22 protein-coding genes are annotated in these 19,635 nt (G+C 64.4%); 12 read left to right on the top strand and 10 right to left on the bottom strand.

Annotation, left to right across the window (positions count from 1 at the left end):
• The 7 genes from AKG11_RS22685 (at position 1) to AKG11_RS22655 (ending at position 7,485) form a co-directional block, all read left to right on the top strand.
• Positions 1-384 (top strand): AGROH133_08824 family phage infection protein, encoded by a 384-nt coding sequence (locus tag AKG11_RS22685; RefSeq protein ID WP_050745532.1) that lies wholly within the window; start codon positions 1-3, stop codon positions 382-384.
• Between the two features lie 262 nt (positions 385-646).
• Positions 647-1,213, top strand: a complete 567-nt coding sequence (locus AKG11_RS22680; protein ID WP_024271131.1) for a F0F1 ATP synthase subunit delta — start codon at positions 647-649, stop codon at positions 1,211-1,213.
• Positions 1,213-2,742: a F0F1 ATP synthase subunit alpha gene (gene atpA, locus AKG11_RS22675; protein ID WP_050745531.1), complete on the top strand. Its 1,530-nt coding sequence runs from the start codon at positions 1,213-1,215 to the stop codon at positions 2,740-2,742. Before AKG11_RS22680 ends, atpA begins: the two co-directional genes overlap by 1 nt.
• Positions 2,743-2,858: 116 nt before the next feature.
• Positions 2,859-3,740: a F0F1 ATP synthase subunit gamma gene (locus AKG11_RS22670; protein ID WP_023516620.1), complete on the top strand. Its 882-nt coding sequence runs from the start codon at positions 2,859-2,861 to the stop codon at positions 3,738-3,740.
• A gap of 26 nt (positions 3,741-3,766) precedes the next feature.
• Positions 3,767-5,296: a F0F1 ATP synthase subunit beta gene (gene atpD, locus AKG11_RS22665; RefSeq protein ID WP_023516621.1), complete on the top strand. Its 1,530-nt coding sequence runs from the start codon at positions 3,767-3,769 to the stop codon at positions 5,294-5,296.
• A 122-nt stretch (positions 5,297-5,418) separates the two neighbouring features.
• On the top strand, positions 5,419-5,826 hold the full coding sequence (locus AKG11_RS22660) for a F0F1 ATP synthase subunit epsilon (protein ID WP_050745594.1): 408 nt from the start codon (positions 5,419-5,421) through the stop codon (positions 5,824-5,826).
• A 222-nt stretch (positions 5,827-6,048) separates the two neighbouring features.
• Positions 6,049-7,485 carry a mannose-1-phosphate guanylyltransferase/mannose-6-phosphate isomerase gene (locus AKG11_RS22655; protein ID WP_050745530.1) on the top strand — a complete coding sequence of 479 codons (1,437 nt, stop codon included), beginning with the start codon at positions 6,049-6,051 and terminating at the stop codon, positions 7,483-7,485.
• On the opposite strand, the gene AKG11_RS22650 is transcribed toward AKG11_RS22655, so the two are convergent.
• The 4 genes from AKG11_RS22650 to AKG11_RS22635 form a co-directional block, all read right to left on the bottom strand.
• Positions 7,482-8,231, bottom strand: a complete 750-nt coding sequence (locus AKG11_RS22650) for a metallophosphoesterase family protein (protein WP_050745529.1) — start codon at positions 8,229-8,231, stop codon at positions 7,482-7,484. The two genes, AKG11_RS22655 and AKG11_RS22650, sit on opposite strands and share 4 nt — an antisense overlap.
• 57 nt (positions 8,232-8,288) lie before the next feature.
• Positions 8,289-8,912 (bottom strand): thermonuclease family protein, encoded by a 624-nt coding sequence (locus AKG11_RS22645; RefSeq protein WP_050745528.1) that lies wholly within the window; start codon positions 8,910-8,912, stop codon positions 8,289-8,291.
• Positions 8,909-9,670, bottom strand: coding sequence for a DUF6030 family protein (locus tag AKG11_RS22640; RefSeq protein ID WP_050745527.1), 762 nt, complete (start codon positions 9,668-9,670; stop codon positions 8,909-8,911). The genes AKG11_RS22645 and AKG11_RS22640 overlap by 4 nt, the downstream gene beginning before the upstream one ends.
• Before the next feature lie 149 nt (positions 9,671-9,819).
• Positions 9,820-10,743, bottom strand: coding sequence for a LysR substrate-binding domain-containing protein (locus AKG11_RS22635; RefSeq protein WP_245290186.1), 924 nt, complete (start codon positions 10,741-10,743; stop codon positions 9,820-9,822).
• 91 nt (positions 10,744-10,834) lie between these two features.
• Here AKG11_RS22635 and AKG11_RS22630 point away from each other — a divergent pair, with 91 nt between their 5' ends.
• The 4 genes from AKG11_RS22630 to ubiG all read left to right on the top strand — a co-directional run bounded on the left by AKG11_RS22630 (position 10,835) and on the right by ubiG (position 15,526).
• Entirely contained in the window at positions 10,835-11,977 is a 1,143-nt protein-coding gene (locus tag AKG11_RS22630; protein WP_050745592.1) for an iron-containing alcohol dehydrogenase, read from the top strand.
• Positions 11,978-11,985: 8 nt separating this feature from the next.
• Positions 11,986-13,485, top strand: a complete 1,500-nt coding sequence (locus AKG11_RS22625) for an aldehyde dehydrogenase family protein (RefSeq protein WP_050745526.1) — start codon at positions 11,986-11,988, stop codon at positions 13,483-13,485.
• Between the two features lie 72 nt (positions 13,486-13,557).
• Positions 13,558-14,682: a mandelate racemase/muconate lactonizing enzyme family protein gene (locus AKG11_RS22620; RefSeq protein ID WP_050745525.1), complete on the top strand. Its 1,125-nt coding sequence runs from the start codon at positions 13,558-13,560 to the stop codon at positions 14,680-14,682.
• A gap of 94 nt (positions 14,683-14,776) precedes the next feature.
• On the top strand, positions 14,777-15,526 hold the full coding sequence (gene ubiG, locus AKG11_RS22615; protein WP_050745524.1) for a bifunctional 2-polyprenyl-6-hydroxyphenol methylase/3-demethylubiquinol 3-O-methyltransferase UbiG: 750 nt from the start codon (positions 14,777-14,779) through the stop codon (positions 15,524-15,526).
• Between the two features lie 26 nt (positions 15,527-15,552).
• Here the strand turns inward: ubiG and AKG11_RS22610 are convergent, their stop codons facing one another.
• The 5 genes from AKG11_RS22610 to AKG11_RS22590 are packed head-to-tail and all read right to left on the bottom strand — an operon-like array spanning position 15,553 to position 18,508.
• Entirely contained in the window at positions 15,553-16,131 is a 579-nt protein-coding gene (locus AKG11_RS22610; protein WP_050745523.1) for a DUF3291 domain-containing protein, read from the bottom strand.
• Positions 16,131-16,559: a DUF1178 family protein gene (locus tag AKG11_RS22605; RefSeq protein WP_050745522.1), complete on the bottom strand. Its 429-nt coding sequence runs from the start codon at positions 16,557-16,559 to the stop codon at positions 16,131-16,133. The genes AKG11_RS22610 and AKG11_RS22605 overlap by 1 nt, the downstream gene beginning before the upstream one ends.
• Entirely contained in the window at positions 16,556-17,413 is an 858-nt protein-coding gene (locus tag AKG11_RS22600; RefSeq protein WP_050745521.1) for a carbon-nitrogen hydrolase family protein, read from the bottom strand. The genes AKG11_RS22605 and AKG11_RS22600 overlap by 4 nt, the downstream gene beginning before the upstream one ends.
• Before the next feature lie 10 nt (positions 17,414-17,423).
• Positions 17,424-17,681 carry a glutaredoxin 3 gene (gene grxC / locus AKG11_RS22595; RefSeq protein ID WP_050745520.1) on the bottom strand — a complete coding sequence of 86 codons (258 nt, stop codon included), beginning with the start codon at positions 17,679-17,681 and terminating at the stop codon, positions 17,424-17,426.
• A gap of 35 nt (positions 17,682-17,716) precedes the next feature.
• Positions 17,717-18,508 (bottom strand): ComF family protein, encoded by a 792-nt coding sequence (locus AKG11_RS22590; protein ID WP_050745519.1) that lies wholly within the window; start codon positions 18,506-18,508, stop codon positions 17,717-17,719.
• A 62-nt stretch (positions 18,509-18,570) separates the two neighbouring features.
• Here AKG11_RS22590 and AKG11_RS22585 point away from each other — a divergent pair, with 62 nt between their 5' ends.
• Positions 18,571-19,440: a methyltransferase domain-containing protein gene (locus AKG11_RS22585; protein WP_050745518.1), complete on the top strand. Its 870-nt coding sequence runs from the start codon at positions 18,571-18,573 to the stop codon at positions 19,438-19,440.
• 5 nt (positions 19,441-19,445) lie between these two features.
• Here AKG11_RS22585 and AKG11_RS22580 read toward each other — a convergent pair whose 3' ends face one another.
• Positions 19,446-19,628 (bottom strand): Flp family type IVb pilin, encoded by a 183-nt coding sequence (locus AKG11_RS22580; protein ID WP_023514891.1) that lies wholly within the window; start codon positions 19,626-19,628, stop codon positions 19,446-19,448.
• Between the last annotated feature and the right edge of the window lie 7 nt (positions 19,629-19,635).

Genomic DNA, 19,635 nt, shown 5'->3' with positions numbered 1-19,635 from the left:
ATGGAATTCTACATCCCCACCGAGACGGGCGAGTTCCTGGCCTTCTGTGCAGCCGCTGTGACCGTGCTCTTCGGCCTTTTCGCTCTGTTCGCGCCGGGCACTGCGTTGAAGCTTGCAGGGCTCCAGATGCGGGACGGAAGCCGCGAGGGATATGCCTTCGCCCGCTCGGCCGGCGGCTTCTACGCGGGGATCGCCATCGTCGCGCTGTTGATGGCGCAGAGCTGGATCTACATGGCGATCGGCGGTGGGTTCGCACTGGCCGCTTTCGGCCGGATTCTCTCGTTGATGTCGGACGGTTCCTTCACAGCCAAGAACCTCCTCGTTCTCGCGGTGCAGGCGGTACTCGCCGCGCTGCCGCTCGGATATGCCTTCGGCTTCTTCTGAGCGCAAAAAGCGGCTTCTTACGCTCAAAGGTGAGAGAACATAGTCCGCGCAGTCAACTTTTGCCCCGACTGTGGCCGACTTATGGCGCATTCCTGCGCCCGGCGTGTTGCGAGTCCCGGTTTCCTATGCTAGACGAACCGCGAAATTCAGAAAAAGCGGGCGCCAAAGCCTGTAGGAACTGAAGATTACCGCAACGATTTCAGGTGGTTAGGACCGTAGCTCAGCTACTGCCCTGCCTCTTGAATGAAAAGAAGAGAAGCTTGTGCCCGTGGCAGACACATCCCAGCTTGTTTCCGGTGTTGCAGAAAGATACGCGTCTTCGCTTTTCGACCTCGCTCAGGAAGCCGGTTCGGCTGACAGTGTCGGTGCCGATCTTGCCCGTTTCCAGGCGATGATCGACGAAAGCGACGACCTGAAGCGGCTGATCGCCAGCCCCGTCTTCTCCGCCGAAGATCAGACCAAGGCCATTGCTGCCGTTGCCGCCAAGGCCGGCATTACGGGCCTCGTGGCAAACTTCCTCAAGGTGGTTGCGTCAAATCGCCGCCTCTTCGCCGTTCCGGGCATGATTAAGGCATACCGCGTCATCGCGGCCCGCGCCCGCGGTGAAATCACGGCCGAGGTCACCTCGGCCCATGCGCTGACCGCAGCGCAGGAAACAGAATTGAAGGCGGCGCTGAAAGGCGTCACCGGCAAAGACGTGGCGATTGCCGTCACCGTCGATCCGTCCATTCTCGGTGGTCTGGTCGTCAAGGTGGGATCCCGCCAGATCGACACGTCCCTTCGCACCAAACTCTCTACTCTTAAGCTTGCACTGAAAGAGGTCGGCTGATGGATATCCGCGCCGCGGAAATTTCCGCAATTCTCAAAGATCAGATCAAAAACTTCGGCAAAGAGGCGGAAGTCTCGGAAGTCGGCCAGGTGCTCTCCGTCGGTGACGGTATCGCCCGCGTTTACGGCCTCGACAATGTCCAGGCCGGCGAAATGGTCGAGTTCCCCGGTGGCATCCGCGGCATGGCGCTGAACCTGGAAAGCGACAACGTCGGTGTCGTTATCTTCGGTTCCGACCGTGACATCAAGGAAGGCGACACCGTCAAGCGGACCGGCGCCATCGTGGACGTGCCGGTTGGTCCGGAGCTGCTCGGCCGCGTCGTTGATGCGCTTGGCAATCCGATCGACGGCAAGGGCCCGATCAATGCCAAGCAGCGCGCCCGCGTTGACGTCAAGGCTCCGGGCATCATTCCGCGCAAGTCGGTGCATGAGCCGATGTCGACCGGCCTCAAGGCCATCGACGCCCTCATCCCGGTCGGCCGCGGCCAGCGCGAGCTGGTCATCGGCGACCGCCAGACCGGCAAGACCGCCATCATTCTGGACACGATCCTGAACCAGAAGGCGATCCACGACAACGGCCCGGACGGCGACAAGCTGTACTGCGTCTACGTCGCTATCGGCCAGAAGCGCTCGACCGTCGCCCAGTTCGTGAAGGTTCTCGAAGAGCGCGGCGCTCTCCAGTACTCGATCATCGTTGCTGCTACCGCCTCCGACCCGGCGCCGATGCAGTACCTCGCGCCGTTCGCCGGCTGCGCGATGGGCGAATACTTCCGCGATAACGGCAAGCACGCCCTCATCGGCTACGACGACCTTTCCAAGCAGGCCGTTTCCTATCGCCAGATGTCGCTCCTGCTGCGCCGCCCGCCGGGCCGCGAAGCCTATCCGGGCGACGTCTTCTATCTGCACTCGCGTCTCCTCGAGCGCGCTGCAAAGCTCAACGACGAGATGGGCGCTGGCTCGCTGACGGCTCTGCCGGTCATCGAAACCCAGGGCAACGACGTTTCGGCGTTCATCCCGACCAACGTGATCTCGATCACCGACGGCCAGATCTTCCTTGAAACGGACCTGTTCTACCAGGGTATCCGCCCGGCCGTGAACGTCGGCCTGTCGGTTTCCCGCGTCGGCTCGTCCGCTCAGATCAAGGCGATGAAGCAGGTCGCCGGCTCGATCAAGGGTGAGCTCGCCCAGTACCGCGAAATGGCAGCCTTCGCCCAGTTCGGCTCGGACCTCGACGCCGCAACGCAGCGCCTGCTCAACCGCGGTGCCCGCCTGACCGAACTCCTGAAGCAGCCGCAGTTCTCGCCGCTGAAGACGGAAGAGCAGGTCGTCGTGATCTTCGCAGGCGTCAACGGCTACCTCGACAAGCTGCCGGTCGCCCAGGTCGGCAAGTTCGAGCAGGGCCTGCTCGGCTACATGCGTTCCGAGGGCAAGGCGATCCTCGACACGATCCGCACCGACAAGGCGATCAGCGACGACACCAAGGGCAAGCTCAAGGCTGCTCTCGATGCCTTCGCCAAGAGCTTCGGCTGAGACCTAACGGTTCGAGCCCTGCGCGCCTCCGGCGCGCAGGCAGCCCGGGAACTTTGATTGACGCATGATCCGCTGAGGGAACCTTCTCCCGGATCGTGTTACAGGACGGAAAACGGATGCCTTCACTTAAGGATCTGAAAAACCGGATCGCCTCCGTCAAGGCGACGCAGAAGATCACCAAGGCGATGAAGATGGTCGCCGCGGCAAAGCTTCGGCGTGCCCAGGAAGCGGCCGAGGCCGCCCGGCCCTATTCGCAGCGCATGAGCGCCGTTCTCGCCAACATCGCCCAGGCTGTCGGCCAGGACGATTCGGCGCCGCGCTTGATGACCGGTACGGGCAAGGACCAGGTTCATCTCCTCGTCGTCTGCACGGCCGAACGTGGCCTTTGCGGCGGCTTCAACTCGCAGATCGCGCGTCTGGCGCGTGACCATACCCGCAAGCTTCTGGCGAGCGGCAAGACGGTCAAGATCATCTGCGTCGGCAAGAAGGGTTTCGATATCCTGCGGCGCGAATTCGCCTCGCTGATCATCGACCGTGTGGACTTGCGTGAAGTCAAGAAGATCGGCTTCGCCAATGCAGACCAGATCGGCCACAAGGTCATCGGTCTGTTCGAGCAGGGCGAATTCGACGTCTGCACGCTCTTCTATTCCGAGTTCAAGTCGGTCATCGCGCAGATCCCGACAGCGCTCCAGCTCGTTCCGGCGTCCGCTCCTGCGGTTGCTGCCGAGACGACGGGCGCGACGGCGATCTACGACTACGAGCCGGATGCTGGCGCGATCCTCGGGGATCTCATCCCGCGCAACATTTCCGTCCAGATCTTCCGGGCCCTGCTCGAGAACGTCGCCGGCGAAATGGGTGCCAAGATGAGCGCCATGGACAACGCGACCCGCAATGCTGGTGAGATGATCAACAAGCTGACGCTCAACTACAACCGTCAGCGTCAGGCTCAGATCACCAAGGAACTCATCGAAATCATCTCGGGCGCTGAAGCGCTCTAAGGACCAGGACAAAGAGGGTAAGATACATGGCTAAGGCAGCTACCCCGAAGGAAACCGCCGCAGTAGAAAAGAAGCCGGCAGCTCGCAAGCCGGCAGCAAAGACGGCTGCTGCAACCAAGGCGGCGGCTCCGGTCGCAGCCGGTGCAACCGGTCGCGTTACCCAGGTTATCGGCGCCGTCGTTGACGTCGCCTTCGACGGCGACCTGCCGCTCATCCTGAACGCGCTGGAAACCGACAACAACGGCAACCGCCTCGTTCTCGAAGTCGCCCAGCACCTCGGTGAGAACACGGTTCGCACGATCGCCATGGACTCGACCGAAGGTCTCGTCCGCGGCCAGCCGGTCACCGATACCGGTGCTCCGATCACTGTTCCGGTCGGCGACGAGACGCTCGGCCGTATCATGAACGTCATCGGCGAGCCCGTCGACGAAGCCGGCCCGCTGGTCACCTCCGGCCGCCGCGCCATCCACCAGGACGCACCGGCCTATGTCGAGCAGTCCACGGAAGCGCAGATTCTCGTCACCGGCATCAAGGTCGTCGACCTGCTCGCGCCTTACGCAAAGGGCGGCAAGATCGGCCTCTTCGGCGGCGCAGGCGTCGGCAAGACCGTTCTCATCATGGAACTGATCAACAACGTCGCCAAGGCGCACGGTGGTTACTCGGTGTTTGCAGGCGTGGGTGAACGCACCCGCGAAGGCAACGACCTCTACCACGAAATGATCGAATCCGGCGTGAACAAGCACGGCGGTGGCGAAGGCTCCAAGGCTGCCCTCGTTTACGGCCAGATGAACGAACCGCCGGGCGCCCGCGCTCGCGTCGCCCTGACGGGCCTGACGATCGCCGAAGACTTCCGCGACAAGGGCCAGGACGTTCTGTTCTTCGTCGACAACATCTTCCGCTTCACCCAGGCAGGCTCCGAAGTGTCGGCTCTGCTCGGCCGTATCCCGTCGGCCGTGGGCTACCAGCCGACGCTCGCCACGGACATGGGCCAGATGCAGGAACGCATCACCACCACGACCAAGGGCTCGATCACCTCGGTTCAGGCCATCTACGTTCCCGCCGACGACTTGACCGACCCGGCGCCGGCAACCTCGTTCGCCCACCTGGACGCCACGACGGTTCTGTCCCGTTCGATCGCCGAAAAGGGCATCTACCCGGCCGTCGACCCGCTCGACTCGACCTCGCGCATGCTTGACCCGATCGTTGTCGGCGAAGAGCACTACGAAGTCGCCCGTAAGGTCCAGACGACCCTGCAGCGCTACAAGGCCCTCCAGGACATCATCGCCATCCTCGGCATGGACGAACTGTCGGAAGACGACAAGCTGGCCGTTGCCCGCGCCCGCAAGATCGAGCGCTTCCTGTCCCAGCCGTTCTTCGTCGCCGAAGTCTTCACCGGTTCGCCGGGCAAGCTCGTCGCTCTCGAAGACACGATCAAGGGTTTCAAGGGCCTCGTTAACGGCGAGTACGATCACCTGCCGGAAGCCGCCTTCTACATGGTCGGTTCCATGGAAGAAGCGATCGAGAAGGCCAAGAAGCTGGCTGCTGAAGCCGCTTGATGAACTTAGGGCGCCCGTCAAGGGCGCCCTCTCATATTCCCGCAATTCCGGATGGAAAGCCGTCTCGCGCTTTTCCAAGAATTGCTCTGCTGACCGGATTAGTCAAAAAGAAGTGAATGGTCATGGCCGACAGTTTCAACTTTGAACTCGTTTCTCCCGAGCGCCTGCTGGTTTCCGGCAGTGTGAGCGAAGTCGTCATCCCGGCGACCGAGGGCGAGATGACCGTCATGGCCAACCACGCGCCGACCATGACGACGATCAAGCCGGGTATCGTCACCGTGAAGTTCGCGGACGGCAAGAAGGACCGCTACGTGGTCTTCGGCGGTTTCGCCGACATCATCCCGACCGGGTGCACGCTGCTGGCCGAATCGGCCGTGCATGTCGACGACTTCAAGAGCGACGACATCGTTCGCCGCATCGAAGCTGCGCGTGCCGAGCTTGATCACGCCAAGTCCGACGACCAGAAGTTCGGTATCGAGACCTATCTCGCCGAACTCACCACCCTGCAGGGCATCGTCGTACCGGTCTGATTGCGGTTCGCAGTCCGGCCTATCAACCCCGCCGTTTTGGCGGGTTTTTTGTTGCCCGCGATTTACTGCTTCCGAAGAAGGTCCTCTTTACCTTATCCGCAACATTGCGTACCCGACCGGAACGTCAGGTTGTGGTAGTTTGCTGTTTCTTTACGACGCCGGGCGAGAGTGGCGCGCAAAGCGTGCGCCATGACGGCGGACCAACGCATCAGGACGAGCAGGATGAGCAGCAAGATCGTACCCGTCATCATGGCCGGCGGTAAGGGCACCCGCCTCTGGCCTCTGTCGCGCGCTTCCGCGCCGAAACAGTTCCTCGAATTCCTGGGGGAAACCACGCTCTTCCAGAAGACGCTGGCGCGTGTCGCCGATGCAGGGCTCTATGCGGCGCCGATCGTCGTCACCAACAGCGATTTCCGCTTTCTCGTTGCCGAACAGGCCCGGGCCGCCGGTGTCGCGCTGACCTCGATCCTGCTTGAGCCCGTTGCCCGCAACACGGCGCCGGCGCTTGCGGCGGCCGCGACCTTCATCGCGCGCCTCCACGGCGATGACGCGATCATGCAGGTGCTTGCCTCCGACCACGAGATCGATGCCAACACCACCTATTTCGATTGCATCGCCAAGGCGGCCGCGGCCGCCCAGGCTGGTCGTCTCGTGACCTTCGGTATCACGCCAAGCGAGCCGGCGACCGGCTACGGCTATATCGAGATCGGCGAGGACCTTGGCAACGGCGCCAATGCTGTGCGCCGGTTCGTCGAGAAGCCCAATCATGAGAAGGCGACAGCCATGCTGGCCGCCGGCGGCTATCTCTGGAATTCAGGCATGTTCATGCTGCCGGTCGGGCTTTTCCTGCGCGAGCTTCGTCAATATGCGCCCGAAGTGCTGGACGCTGCGGGTGAGGCCGTCGCCAGGGCACAGCACGACCTCGATTTTGAACGGCTCGACGAGGCGGCGTTTTCGCGGGCACCCGATATTTCCGTCGATTATGCGATCTTCGAGAAAACGCCGATCGCCGCGGTCGTGCCTTCGCCGATCACCTGGTCCGACCTCGGCAGCTGGGATTCGGTGTGGAAGACCGGCCGACAGGATGAGGCCGGCAACGTTGCCGATGGCAGCACGACGGTGCTCGATACCCGGAATTCGCTGGTCATCTCGCGGGATATCCATGTTGCCGTGCAGGGCCTCGACAATGTCGCGGTCATTGCCAGCGAGGACGCCGTCTATGTCGGCCGCATGGAGGACAGCCAGAATGTCGGCAAGCTGGTGAAGCATCTGGCCAGTCTGCCGAAGACGGCCAAACTGACCGAGACGCACCCGACATCCTACCGGCCCTGGGGCGGCTACACGTCGGTGCTGAACGGCGAGCGTTTCCAGGTCAAGCGCCTGTTCGTGACGCCGGGCAAGCGGCTGTCGCTGCAAAAGCACCATCATCGCTCCGAACACTGGATCGTGGTGCGGGGCACGGCCGAGGTGACGATCGGCGACAGGACGATCCCTTTGCGCGAGAACGAGTCCGTCTACATTCCGCAGGGCGAAGTGCACCGTCTCGCCAATCCGGGAAAAATCCTGCTCGAACTGATCGAAGTGCAGACCGGTTCCTATCTCGGCGAGGATGATATCATCCGCATCGAGGACGAATTCGGGCGGGGTGACGATCCCTAAACCAGATCCGCGCCCGCAAGGGTCACCCTGAGGGCGGTCAAGCGGCCGGTGGCGTAGCAGGTCGTATCGATGCAGATGCGGCCCTTGCCGAAGACCGGCTCGCGCCCCGCGGTATGGCCATGGATGACCGTCAGCGGCAGGCCGGGACCTTCGCTGAGGAAGGGTTCGCGGATCCAGATCAGATCGTGGTCTTCCTGGTGGGCGAGTGGGATGCCCGGCATGATCCCCGCATGCACGAAGAGCCGGTCGCCGCTGGCCAATGCGATCGGCAGGTTCTGCAGGAAATCGACATGGTGCTGCGGAACCGTCCGGCGCAGATCTTTGCCGAGTGTGTACATCGCCGCGTCGCGGTCCGGATAATCCGCAAGATCCAGCCCATAGGAGCGCAGTGTGGCGTCGCCGCCGTAGTCCAGCCAGCGCAGGTGCTGGTGCGGATTGAAAATGAACTTCAGGAATGTGTCGTCATGGTTGCCGCACAACGCGATGCGCGCGATGCCGTCGCCATGATCGGGCGTTGCCAGATGCTCGATCACCGCCGCGGAAGCCGGGCCGCGGTCGACATAGTCGCCGAGATAGAGGATGAGCGGCTGCTCGGACATCCGGCCCGCGGCGTCGCGGCGAATCCGCTCTTCCAGCGCCAGCAGGGCATCGAGGCAGCCATGCACGTCACCGATGGCGTAGATCAGCGGCCGTTCGGCGGAAAGGGTGAGGCGCTGACGAAAGATGGGCTGGGCAGGAAGGGTCATAGGCCCGTCATAGCGGGGATGGGTCGGGGAGGGAACCGACAAAGTGGCGCATCAACGTCAGCGCCGCCCGGCCGATGGGCATCGTCCGCGCGCGCGGCATTCCGCGTCCATCCAGATGCCGGCCTTCCGCTGCATGGCGTCTTCCTGGACGCGAACAAGCCGCGGCGTGGCGGCCGAAGCCGCACCGCTCGCGACAAGCGTTTCGGCGAGATCCCTGCCGCCGGCCGAGCAGGTGACGAACGATACGCCGGCAAACCGGATATCTTCCTTGCAGCTCAGGCTCTTGCCGGCAACCAGCCGCTTGAGGGCGATGCGCGCCTTCTGGCCGCAGACGGCGACCGAGCCGTCCGTGTCGCGGCAGAAGCGTTTCGGATCGACGGGCACGGCGTCCGTCAGCACATAGAGCCGCCCGCGGTCCGCAAAGGAGGCGCTGTCGAAGGCTGTGGCGCGGGTGGTTGGATGAAGGCGCAGCGGCACCAGGACCGGGTCGACGGCCAGCCGTTCATAGGCCTGTGTCTTCCGGTCGATGCGCACGGGCTTGTCGGTCCAGATCGGGTCGTCCGAAACCGGGCCGGGTTCGAGGCCAGTGGCATGGGCGGCGGCGACTGCAAGGAGGAGGGCAAAGATCGCGGTCCACCGTCCCGTACCCTTTCTGACCTTTATCGACCTCTTGCGCGTCATAATTTGTCGGGCAGCGGCAGCCAGCGGCCGCGGTCGAAATAATCCGGCAGATAGGATCCGCGGTTTCGCGTGCGGTCCGGCGTGATGATGAAATTGTAACGTGGCGTCTCGCTGAATTCCTTCTTGAGCTGGATGCGGTTGCCGAAGCGGATGATGTCGAACTCCTTGAGGGCCCGGATATCGGCGACGATGTCGGGCGCGTCTTCCCAGCGCAGCTCGTCGAGGAAGACCTCGATCGCCGCGATGACGGCGTCGGTCACGCGGTTCTGTGTCGCGGTGTTCTCGATGTTGAGCTTGATGCGGAAGGAGGAGACGCGGGTTTCCGCATTACCCTTGATCGACAGGAAGGCGGAGGAGGACGGATTCGTGCTGTCGCTTGCATCCACAAATTCGCGATAGGACTGGCATTCCCAGCTCTGCTGGTCGAACAGGCCGGCCTTCCAGCCTGCCGTCTCGAAGCCGCTGCGGCGCAATGCCTCGCAAAGCATTTCCGGTGCCTTGCGGATGGAGCGGACAAACTGGGTCTGCATCGGCGTGACGGGCGTCAGGAGTCGTTCGGAAATGAGGCCCTTGGGGCGCGGCACGCGGTTGCCCTTCAGCTCATAGGGGCGCAGCGCGCGTGTCTGCGGCGTTGCCGTGACGGGAGCGTAGCCGAAGCGGTCGAGCAGCCGGTTGAGATTGCGGTAGTCGTTGGCCAGGAGAACGGTCGCGCCGATCGCTCCGAGCAGCACGATGGCCAAAAGCCCGAAGACAACCAAGCCGGATCTGCCTTGCTTCCGCTCCGTCATGCTGAACCGCGCCGTTGCCCGTGTCGATGCGGTGATGCCGGACCCCTTCACGCCGGGCCGGATCCATCGATCTCCCGCTCCTGATAGGCTACTCCCCGGATGCCTGCAAGCGCACGGTCCTACGGTGCGGTGCGGCCGGCAAGCAGGCTTTCGTACAGCCGGACCGCTTCTGGGGGCGAGGTGCGGAATTTCGGCAGGCCGAGATGATAACCGTAGCCTGTGACGAGGCGCGTGTCCCCAAGCTGCACCAGCGTACCCTCGGCAAGCGGGGCGGCGAGGAGGTCGAGGCTGCCGAGCGCCACGCCGTCGCCGCTGAGGGCTGCACCGATGGCGAGCGCATAGGTGGAAAAGGTGAGGTGCGGTCGCGGCGCCGCTTTGCGAAGCGCCTGTGGCGCGACCCGCTCCAGCCAGGGCCGGAAGGAGATCCAGTTGGCGTTGAAGCGCTCGTAGTCGATGAGATCGAGGGCGGCGAGATCGGTTGGCGCGATTGCGGTGGCATCAAGGCCTTTGCGGGCGATGTAGTCCGGTGCGGCGACAGGGGCGAGCGTTTCGGAGAGCAATGGCGTCAGCGTCCAGCGGGGGTGCTCACCTGCGCTGTAGAGGATGACGAGGTCGTTGTTTTCCGAGGCGAGGTCTGCCGGGCTGTCCGAGGTGACGAGGCGGAGCGCGACGTCGGGATTGTCGCGAGCGAAATCGCGCAGACGCCTGCCGAGCCAGAGATGGGAGACAGATCCGCTGGCGGCGAGCGAGATACTCTGTGCCGCGCCGATGCGGAACGGCTCCAGGCTTTCCTCCAGATAGTCGAGCGAAGCGCGCACGCGCTGGAACAGCTTTTCGCCGCTCGGCGTCAGTGCCAGGTTTTTGCCGCTGCGGGTGAAGAGCTGCGTGCCGAGATGATCCTCCAGTCCCTTGATGCGTCGGCTGACGGCTGCCTGGGTGATGTTCAGTTCCCGCCCGGCGCGTGAAAAATTCATGTGCCGGCAGGCGGCATCGAGGACACGGAAGGCCTCAAGGGGAATATGGGCGAGCAGGGCGTCTTTCATGATGTCATGTTATCAAAAAGACCGAATAATCCCAGTATTTGAAAATCTGAAATTGTGATGCACGGTTCGGCAAATCCATTTGGGAGGTTCCGTGCAGTTCACAACGTCTTTCGTGCCCGAGATCCGTTTCGGCGAAGGGGTTCATGAAACCATCGCCGCATCCGCGCGTGCGCTTGGTGCCCGCGCCGTGCTTGTCGTCATGGACGGGTTTCTTGCTGCCGGTGGGCTCGGTGAGCGGTTGGCCGCCCAGTTTAATGCCGAAGAGGTAACGGTGGAGTTCTTCTGCGGATTTTCCGGCGAGCCGAAGCTGGCTGCCGTCGAGGCCGCCATGGCCGCCGCTCGCGGCAAGGACCTTGTCGTCGGTCTCGGCGGCGGCTCGGCGCTGGATATCGCCAAGATTGCCGCCTGCGTGGCGGCGGATGCGCATGGCCCGATGCACTATGCGCTTGCCGCCCATCCGCTGCCTTGCCGGCCGCTGCGCAAGATCCTGGTGCCGACGACGGCGGGCACCGGCTCTGAAACCTCGGCGACGACCATCTTCACTGGGCCGGAAGGCAAGAAACTGTGGATCTGGGGGCCGGAAACCAAGGCGGACCTCGTGCTTCTCGATCCGGCGTTGACCGTAACGCTTCCGCCAAACCTTACCGCCTGGTGCGGTCTCGACGCCTTCGTGCACGCCTTCGAGGCAACGACCAACCGCAACGCCCATGCCGGCGCCGCGCTCTATGCCCACGCCGCTCTCGGTCTCCTCGTGGAGGCGCTGGAAACGGCGGTGAAGAACCCGGCGGACAGGGAGGCACGGGGCAAGGTGCTGCTCGGTGCCTGTTATGCCGGTATCGCGATCGACAATTGCGGTACGGCGATCGCTCATACAATCAGTCACGCGCTCGCGGGGCTTGCGTCGGTGCATCATGGGCTCGCCACGGCGCTCGGCTTCGAGGCGACGCTCGCCTGGCTCGTCGAGGCCGACACGGCCGATCTCGCCGCGGCGGCACGGGCTTGTGGCTTGCAGGATGCGGCGATGCTGCCCGGGTTCGTTGCCGGCCTGATGGATCGCTGCGGCATCGTCCGCGCCTTGCCGGCCGCCTTTGCGGCCTTCACCGCCGACGACCTTGCCCGTGAAATGCGCGCGCCGGAGAACCAGCCGATGCGTCGCGCGACGATCCGGCCGGTTTCCGATGCCGATATCGATGCCTTCGCCACCATCATGATGGCCCTGCCCCGGGTGCTCTGAGGACGACCATGACCAATCAGCACAGCCGCGCCTATTGGGAAGAACGCCTTGCCGGTCTCTTGCTTGCCCGCGGGCATTTTATCGATGGCAGGGGGCAGCCTGCTGTTTCCGGCCGAACCTTTACCCGAACGCGGCCCATGGACGGTCAGCCCGGCGCTGTTCTGGCGCGTGGCGATGCGGCCGATGTCGACCGTGCTGTTGCCGCTGCCCGCACGGCCTTTGCCAGCGGCGTATGGCGTGGCAAGGAGCCGCTCGAGAAAAAGCGGATCATGCTGCGCTGGGCGGAGCTGATCCGGGTCCACGGCGAAGAGCTGGCGCTTCTCGAAACGCTCGATGTCGGAAAGCCGGTGCAGGCCTCGCTCGGCGTCGACGTGCGCCTCTGCGCCGAGGGCATCCAGTACTACGGCGAGATGATCGACAAGATGTATGATGAGATCGCGCCGACCGGGCCGAAGGCGCGCGCTCTCGTCCGCAAGGTGCCGCTCGGTGTCGTCGCGGCGATCACGCCATGGAACTATCCGATGATCATCGACGCGTGGAAGCTGGGGCCGGCGATCGCCGCCGGCAACTCCGTGGTGCTGAAGCCGGCGGAGCAATCCTCGCTCTCGGCGTTGCGGCTCGCCGAACTTGCCATCGAGGCGGGCTTGCCTGCGGGCGTCTTCAACGTCGTCACGGGCTTCGGCGAGGAGGTCGGCAAGCCGCTTGCGCTGCACATGGACGTGGACATGGTCGCCTTCACCGGCTCGACCGAGGTGGGCAAGCTGATCATGGGCTATGCCGCCCAGTCGAACCTCAAGCGCGTGGCGCTGGAGCTCGGTGGCAAGTCGCCGCTCGTCGTCTTCGCCGATGCGGACCTCGACGCGGCGGCGAGTGCGGCCGCCTGGGGGTGCTTCTACAATTCCGGCGAAACCTGTCATGCCGCGACACGCCTTCTCGTGCAGCGCCCGGTGCAGGACGCACTGATCGAAAAGATCGAGGCCGTGGTGAGGCGCGAGATCGTGCTGGCGCATCCCTTCGAGCCGTCTGCGCAGATCGGAGCCTTGATCGAGGCGGAGCACATGGACAAGGTCCTCGGCCTCGTCGCGGCGGGCGAGAAGGACGGTGGACGCCGCGTCTTCGGTGCGGAGCGGGTGCTGTCCGAGACGGGTGGATACTATGTCTCGCCCGGTGTCATCACGGATGTGACGAACGACATGCGTATCGCCCGGCAGGAGATTTTCGGGCCTGTGCTTGCGGCCATCGCCTTCGACACGGAGGAGGAAGCGCTCGCCATCGCCAACGACACGATCTACGGGCTTGCCGGCGCCGTCTTCACACGCGACATGGAGCGGGCGCACCGCTTTTCCGAGGGCATCCATGCCGGAACGGTCTGGATCAACACCTATGACATGTCGAATTTCGCGACGCCCTTCGGCGGCTTCAAGCAGTCGGGCTTCGGCCGGGACCGCTCGGTGCATGCGATCGACAAATATTGTGACTACAAGACGATCTGGCAGCAGTTCGGCTGAGGCTCTTGGTTTGGCAAACGCTCTGGAAGAAGGCTGTGCGCCGTTCCAGGAATTGCTCTCGGGGAGGGGCACATGAGCAAGATCGTTTCCATTGGCATCAGCCATCACCGGCTGCCGCTCGATCCGCCGTTCAAGGCAAGCTGGGACGGGCGCCCGCGCCGGTATTTCGATGTGACGATCGTGCGTGTGCGCGATGAAGACGGCCGCGAAGGGGTCGGCTCGGGTGATCTGATGAAGGGGTTCGAGGGGCATGAGGACCTGTTCATCGGCGAGGATCCGCGCCATCTCGAACGGCACTATGAAGTGCTCTCGCACATCAATTTCCACTATGGCCGCTGCTGGCCGCTCGATCTGGCGCTCTGGGACCTTGCGGGCAAGGTGACGGGCGAGCCGGTCTGGCGCATGCTGGGCGGCCGCGCCGATCGGGTACGGCTCTATGCCTCTTCCGGCGTGCTGCGTGCGCCTTCCGCCATGGCCGACCAGGCCGAGCGCTACCTCGCGGAGGGCTTTCCGGCGATGAAGGTGCGCTTCTCTTCCTCCGCCGGTGGTCGCGATGGCTGGCGGGCGGACGTGAAGGCACTGGAGGCGATCCGTACGCGGGTCGGCGACCGGCTGGAGCTGATGGTCGACTGCAACCAGGGTTGGCGCATGCCCTGGGACACGACGCTCCCCTGGAGCTTCAAGGACGCGCTCGTTGCTGCGCGGGAGCTGGAACGGCTCGGTGTCTACTGGATGGAGGAGCCGCTGCACCGCTCCGACCGCAAGGGCATGAAGGCCTTGAAGGAGGCGACGAGCGTGCGCATCGCGGGCGGGGAAATGACGCGTGAGCTCTATGAGTTCCGCGACATTATCGAGGAGCGGGCCTTCGATGTGATCCAGCCGGACGTGGCGCTGGTCGGCGGCATCACGGGATGCAGGCGGCTTGCCTTCCAGGCGCGCGAGGCGGGTGTCGCCTTTACCCCGCATTCCTGGACGAACGGCATCGGCGTGCTTGCCAATGCGCATCTGACGGCGGGCGCAGGCGATGCTCCCTTTCTCGAATATCCCTATGACGGGCCGGAATGGAGCGAGGCACGCCGCGATTATCCGCTGCGGGCGCCGCTGCGGCACGAGGGGGGATGGCTGGTGCTTGGCGATGCGCCCGGCCTCGGTGTCATCCTCGACGAGGATAGGCTCCGCGCGACGCGGCTCGGCTGAGCCGCTTCACTTCGTCTCCCTCGGCATTCAACCCTTGACATCCGTGCCGGGGAGGCCGACTTCACGGGGGACACGGACGCGAAGGAGACGAGCCATGAGCGAGGCAGCCCGCACGACGATCGACCAGGCGGAAGTCGACCGCTTTTCGGCGATGGCGGCCGAGTGGTGGGATCCGGCCGGGAAGTTCCGGCCCCTGCACAAGTTCAATCCGGTCCGCCTCACCTATGTCCGCGATCTCGTTTCCGCACAGTTCGGCCGCGACCCCACGGCGCATCGCCCGCTCGAGGGCCTGCGTATTCTCGATATCGGCTGCGGCGGCGGCCTGCTCTCCGAGCCGATGGCGCGCATGGGAGCGGATGTGCTCGGTGCGGATGCCTCGGAAAAGAACATCGGCATCGCCAGGGCCCATGCGGCTGGCAGTGGCGTTCCGGTCGACTACCGCGCCGTGACCGCCGAGGCACTGGCGGAAGCCGGCGAGACCTTCGATGTCGTGCTCAACATGGAAGTGGTCGAACACGTTTCCGACGTCGATTTCTTCCTTACCACCTGCGCCTCCATGGTGCGCCCCGGGGGCATGATGTTCGTTGCCACGATCAACCGCACGCTGAAAGCGGCGGCGCTGGCGATCTTTGCCGCGGAGAACGTGCTGCGCTGGCTGCCGCGCGGCACCCATCAATACGAAAAGCTGGTGCGTCCGGAGGAAATCGAAAAGCCGCTGACGGCCTCGGGGCTGACGGTGACGGATCGCACCGGCGTGTTCTTCAATCCGCTGTCCAACCAGTGGAACCTGTCGAAGGACATGGATGTGAACTACATGCTGGTGGCACGCCGCGCTTCTGCCTGAAGCCGGCGCGGAGGAAAGTCTTCGGTTCAGGCCTTCAACGTTTTTGCGACGGCCAGCAGGTCCTCCTGCCCGGCCGCATTGCGTGCGGCAATCGCCTTCACGCCTTCCCGGTCGATGCCAATGGCCTTGCCGTCGGGGCAGAAGGGTGTCTTGAAAGTAAAGGCGCGGGGCGTCGGGCCGTGATCGGCAAGATGCTCCAGCCGTTCGGCGCCATCGGCCCAGACCGGCAGGTCGCCTTCCGCCACCCACCAGAGCACGAGGGCGGGCCAGGCCTGCCGCTGGTTCCAGTTGCGGGCGTGTTTCAGGGCATCGGCATGCACGCCATTGTAGCTGAAGGCCATCAGTGCCTCGAGGCTGACCCACAGTGAAAGTGAGGAAGGGGCATCCAAAAAGCCGCTGCCGGCGATAAACCGCGGATAGACCTTTTTGCCCCAGCTTTCCGGCCCCGGCTCGCCGTCATAGCCGGAACGGCCGGCAAATCCTTCCGCCCGGTTCGCGGCCTCGAAATTCAGCGGCTCGCGCAGACGGAAGCCTTCGACGCGCGGGCTTTCGTAGTCGTCGATATGCAGGCCGAAATTGTAGATTGCGAGATGATGGCCGCGCATCAGTTGGTTTCGTCGGGCAGGACGGGAAGGGGCGCGACCTCGACGCCTTCCTCCAGCAACTCGCGCACCTCTTCCGCGGAGGCCCGACCGATCAGACCGCGCTGCTCGGCCTCGCCGTAGTGAATCTTGCGGGCTTCCTCGGGAAAGCGCTCACCGACATCCTCCGAATTGGCGCGGATGGTCGAGACGATTTCGCGAAGCTTGTTTATCATCTCCTTCTGGCCGGCCTGCACCACGAGCTCCTGGCGGCGCTCTTTCTTGCGGGCGGTCGAGACGGAGGGCGCCATCAGGCGCTTGGCGACATGGCTGGAGCCGCAGGTGGGACAGGAGACGAGCGCCTTCTTCTGCTGGCGGTCGAAATCGTCCGCCGAGCCGAACCATCCTTCGAAGGTGTGCCCGTTGTCACAGGAAAGCTCGTAGCGGATCAAGCGGCAACGCCTCCCTTCGCGGGGGCCTTCGCCGCTTCAAGCGTGAAGGTGCGCCCGTTGCGCAGGTTGGGGATCTTGTCATGCGCGGCCTTGACGGCGGCGCTGTCGATCTCGGCAAGCACGATGGCCTCGCCGGTGCCGCCGGCGCAGGCCAGGACGCGCCCCCAGGGATCGATGATCATGGAATGGCCGAAGGTCTCCCGACCATCCTCGTGCACGCCGGCCTGTGCGGCGGCGATGATGTAGACGCCGTTTTCGATGGCGCGGGCGCGCAGCAGCGTTTCCCAATGGGCTTCGCCGGTCTGGCGCGTGAAGGCGGCGGGAACCGAGATGATCTCCGCACCGGCCTGGGCCTGCAGCTTGAAGAGCTCAGGGAAACGCACGTCGTAGCAGATGGCGAAGCCGAGCTTTGCGAAGGGAAGCTCGGCCATGCGCGCGACGGAACCCGGCGAATAGACCGCGCTTTCGCGCCAGCTCTCGCCGTTGTCGAGATCGACATCGAACATGTGGATCTTGTCGTAGCTGCAGACCTGCCCGCCATCAGGGCCGAACAGGAAGCCGCGATTGGCGACCTTGCCGTCGGCGAGCGCGATGGCGGTGGAGCCGACATGCAGGTGAATGCCGAGTTCAGCGGCAAGCTCGGCTGCAGCGGCGACCACGAGATCATCGGCCTCCGTGCGCAGAATGGCGCGCAGTCCCGCGCGGTCGCGCTGGAGTGCGCCGGTCATTTCCGGCGTCTGGACGTAGACGGCGCCCTTGGCGGCTGCCTCGCGCACGAGGCGCCGCATTGCCTCCACGTTGCGGACGGGATCCGTCCCGGAACACATCTGGAGGGCGGCGATCGTGACGGTCATGGGATGCTCCTCAGGCGGCGAGCAGGGCGTCGAGTTCGCCGGCGCGCTCCAGGGCATGCAAGTCGTCACAGCCGCCGACATGGCGTTCATTGATGAAGATCTGCGGGAAGGTGCTGCGGCCGTTGGCGCGCTTGATCATCTCCTGGCGGATCTCCGGCGCATAGGTCGCGTCGTGCTCCTCGTAGGTCACGCCCTTGGTTTCGAAAAGTTTCTTGGCGGCGCTGCAATAGCCACAGAACTGACGCGTATAGATGACGACCGAAGCCATATTCTCCTGCTCCAAAGCTTGGAAAACCTTATCTTTCATATAGGTCCGGGAAGCGCCCTTGCAAAGGTCAAAACGGTGATGTCGGCAGCACCCGCCCGTTTCAGCGCGCGCGTGACGGCCGAAACGGTGGCCCCAGTGGTATAGACGTCATCGATGAGCACCACGCGGCGGCCGAACAGCGCCTCGCGGCCTTCGGGCGTAACGGTGAAGGCCCCGCGCACGTTCTCCTCGCGGGCGCGGGGCCCGAGGCCGATCTGACGGCGGGTGCGTTTCGTCCGTCGCACGGCATCAATGAGGACGGGTGTGCCGGACAACTCGCCGAGTGCGCGGGCAAGCTCCGATGACTGGTTGAACTTGCGCCAGAGGAGACGGAAGCGATGCAGGGGAACGGGAACGATGGCGTGTGCGGCCTCCACGGTGCCGTCGCCGGCGCGTAGCATCCACCTCGCCATCATCGGCGCGAGATCGGTGCGGTCGCGGTATTTCAGCGCATGGACGAGTGCACGGGCAAGGTCGTCGTAGAGGGCGACGGAGCGCAGCCGGTCGAAGGGCGGCGGGCTGGCGATGGCGTCGGCGCTGAGGATCCCCGGGCCGAGATCGTGGGAGAAGGGAGTGCCGAGCACCTCGCAATAGGGGCGTTCGATCAGGGCGAGCTTCAACCAGCAGTGCGGGCAGAGGCTTGCGCGGCTGCCGAGCAGCACGCCGCAGCCGGCGCAGGCCGGCGGATAGACGAGGTCGAGGGCGCCGTCCGCAAGATCGCGCAGCCGACGGACGAGGGCCAGCCGGAGCGGGACTGCCGGCGTTGTTTCGGCCTCGATTTCGCCCATGCGGTTGACAATAGTCGGTGCAAGCGGCCAAAGCGAATGGAATTGCGAACTGGACCTCTCCCATGGAAACGCTCTTCGACCAATCCCTGATCGACACGAACCGGCGGCGCGCGCTTGCCGGCCAGCCGGCGGATTTCCTGCTCGACGTGGTGGCGCGGGAACTTGCCGAAAGGCTCAGTGTCATCGAGCGCCGGTTCGAGCGGGCGGTCGAGCTGCACGGCCACACGGGGGCTACGGCGCGGGCGATCGTCGCGACGGGTAAAGTGGACGCAATGGAGCGGGTGGAGAGCGATGCACGGTTTGCGGCGCCGGACGAGGCGCTGATGGTTTCCCCGCTCGAAACGGTGCCGCTGGAGCCGCAATCGGCCAACCTCATCGTCTCGCCGCTGGCGCTGCACCTCACCAACGACACACCGGGCGTCTTCGTGCAGATCCGCCGCGCGTTGAAGCCGGACGGGCTGTTTCTTGCGGCCATCCCGGGCAGTGGCACCCTGCAGGAACTGCGCGAGGTGCTGCTTGCGGCGGAAAGCGAAATCATGGGTGGGGCGAGCCCGCGGGTCATTCCCTTCCCGGATGTGCGCGATGTCGGCGCGCTTCTGCAGCGTGGTGGCTTCGCCCTGCCGGTGACGGACCGGGAGACCTATACGGTGCGCTACGACTCGATCTTTCCGCTGATGAAGGACCTGCGGGCCATGGGCATGGCCAATCCACTCGCCGGCCGCAGCCGCCGGCCGCTGACGCGCGGCACGTTCCTGCGCGCGGCGGAGCTTTACGCGGAACGGTTCTCCGATCCGGACGGGCGTATCCGCGCGAGTTTTTCGATCATCTACGTATCGGGCTGGGCACCGCACGAAAGCCAGCAGAAGCCGTTGAAACCCGGTTCTGCGACGATGCGCCTCGCCGATGCTCTGAAGCAAGGCGGTTCTGACTGATCCGGCTAGCCCTTGCCGGCGGAATCCATACTGTTCGAGATCGTGGTGAGGGTGTTCGAGAGGCCGCCGCTGAAGGCTTCGAGACCTGCCAGCAGGCCAATCGAGATCAGCGTCAGCAGGAGCCCGTATTCGATAGCCGTGCCGCCGGCGCGGTCGGAGCAGAATGATCTCAGCAATTTCAGCACCATTCCACTC

Origin of the sequence: Shinella sp. SUS2 (genome assembly GCF_001262505.1) — a bacterium.
Taxonomy (GTDB): domain Bacteria; phylum Pseudomonadota; class Alphaproteobacteria; order Rhizobiales; family Rhizobiaceae; genus Shinella.
Note: the sequence above shows the minus strand (reverse complement) of the source record. Positions and strands in the feature narration are given on the sequence as shown.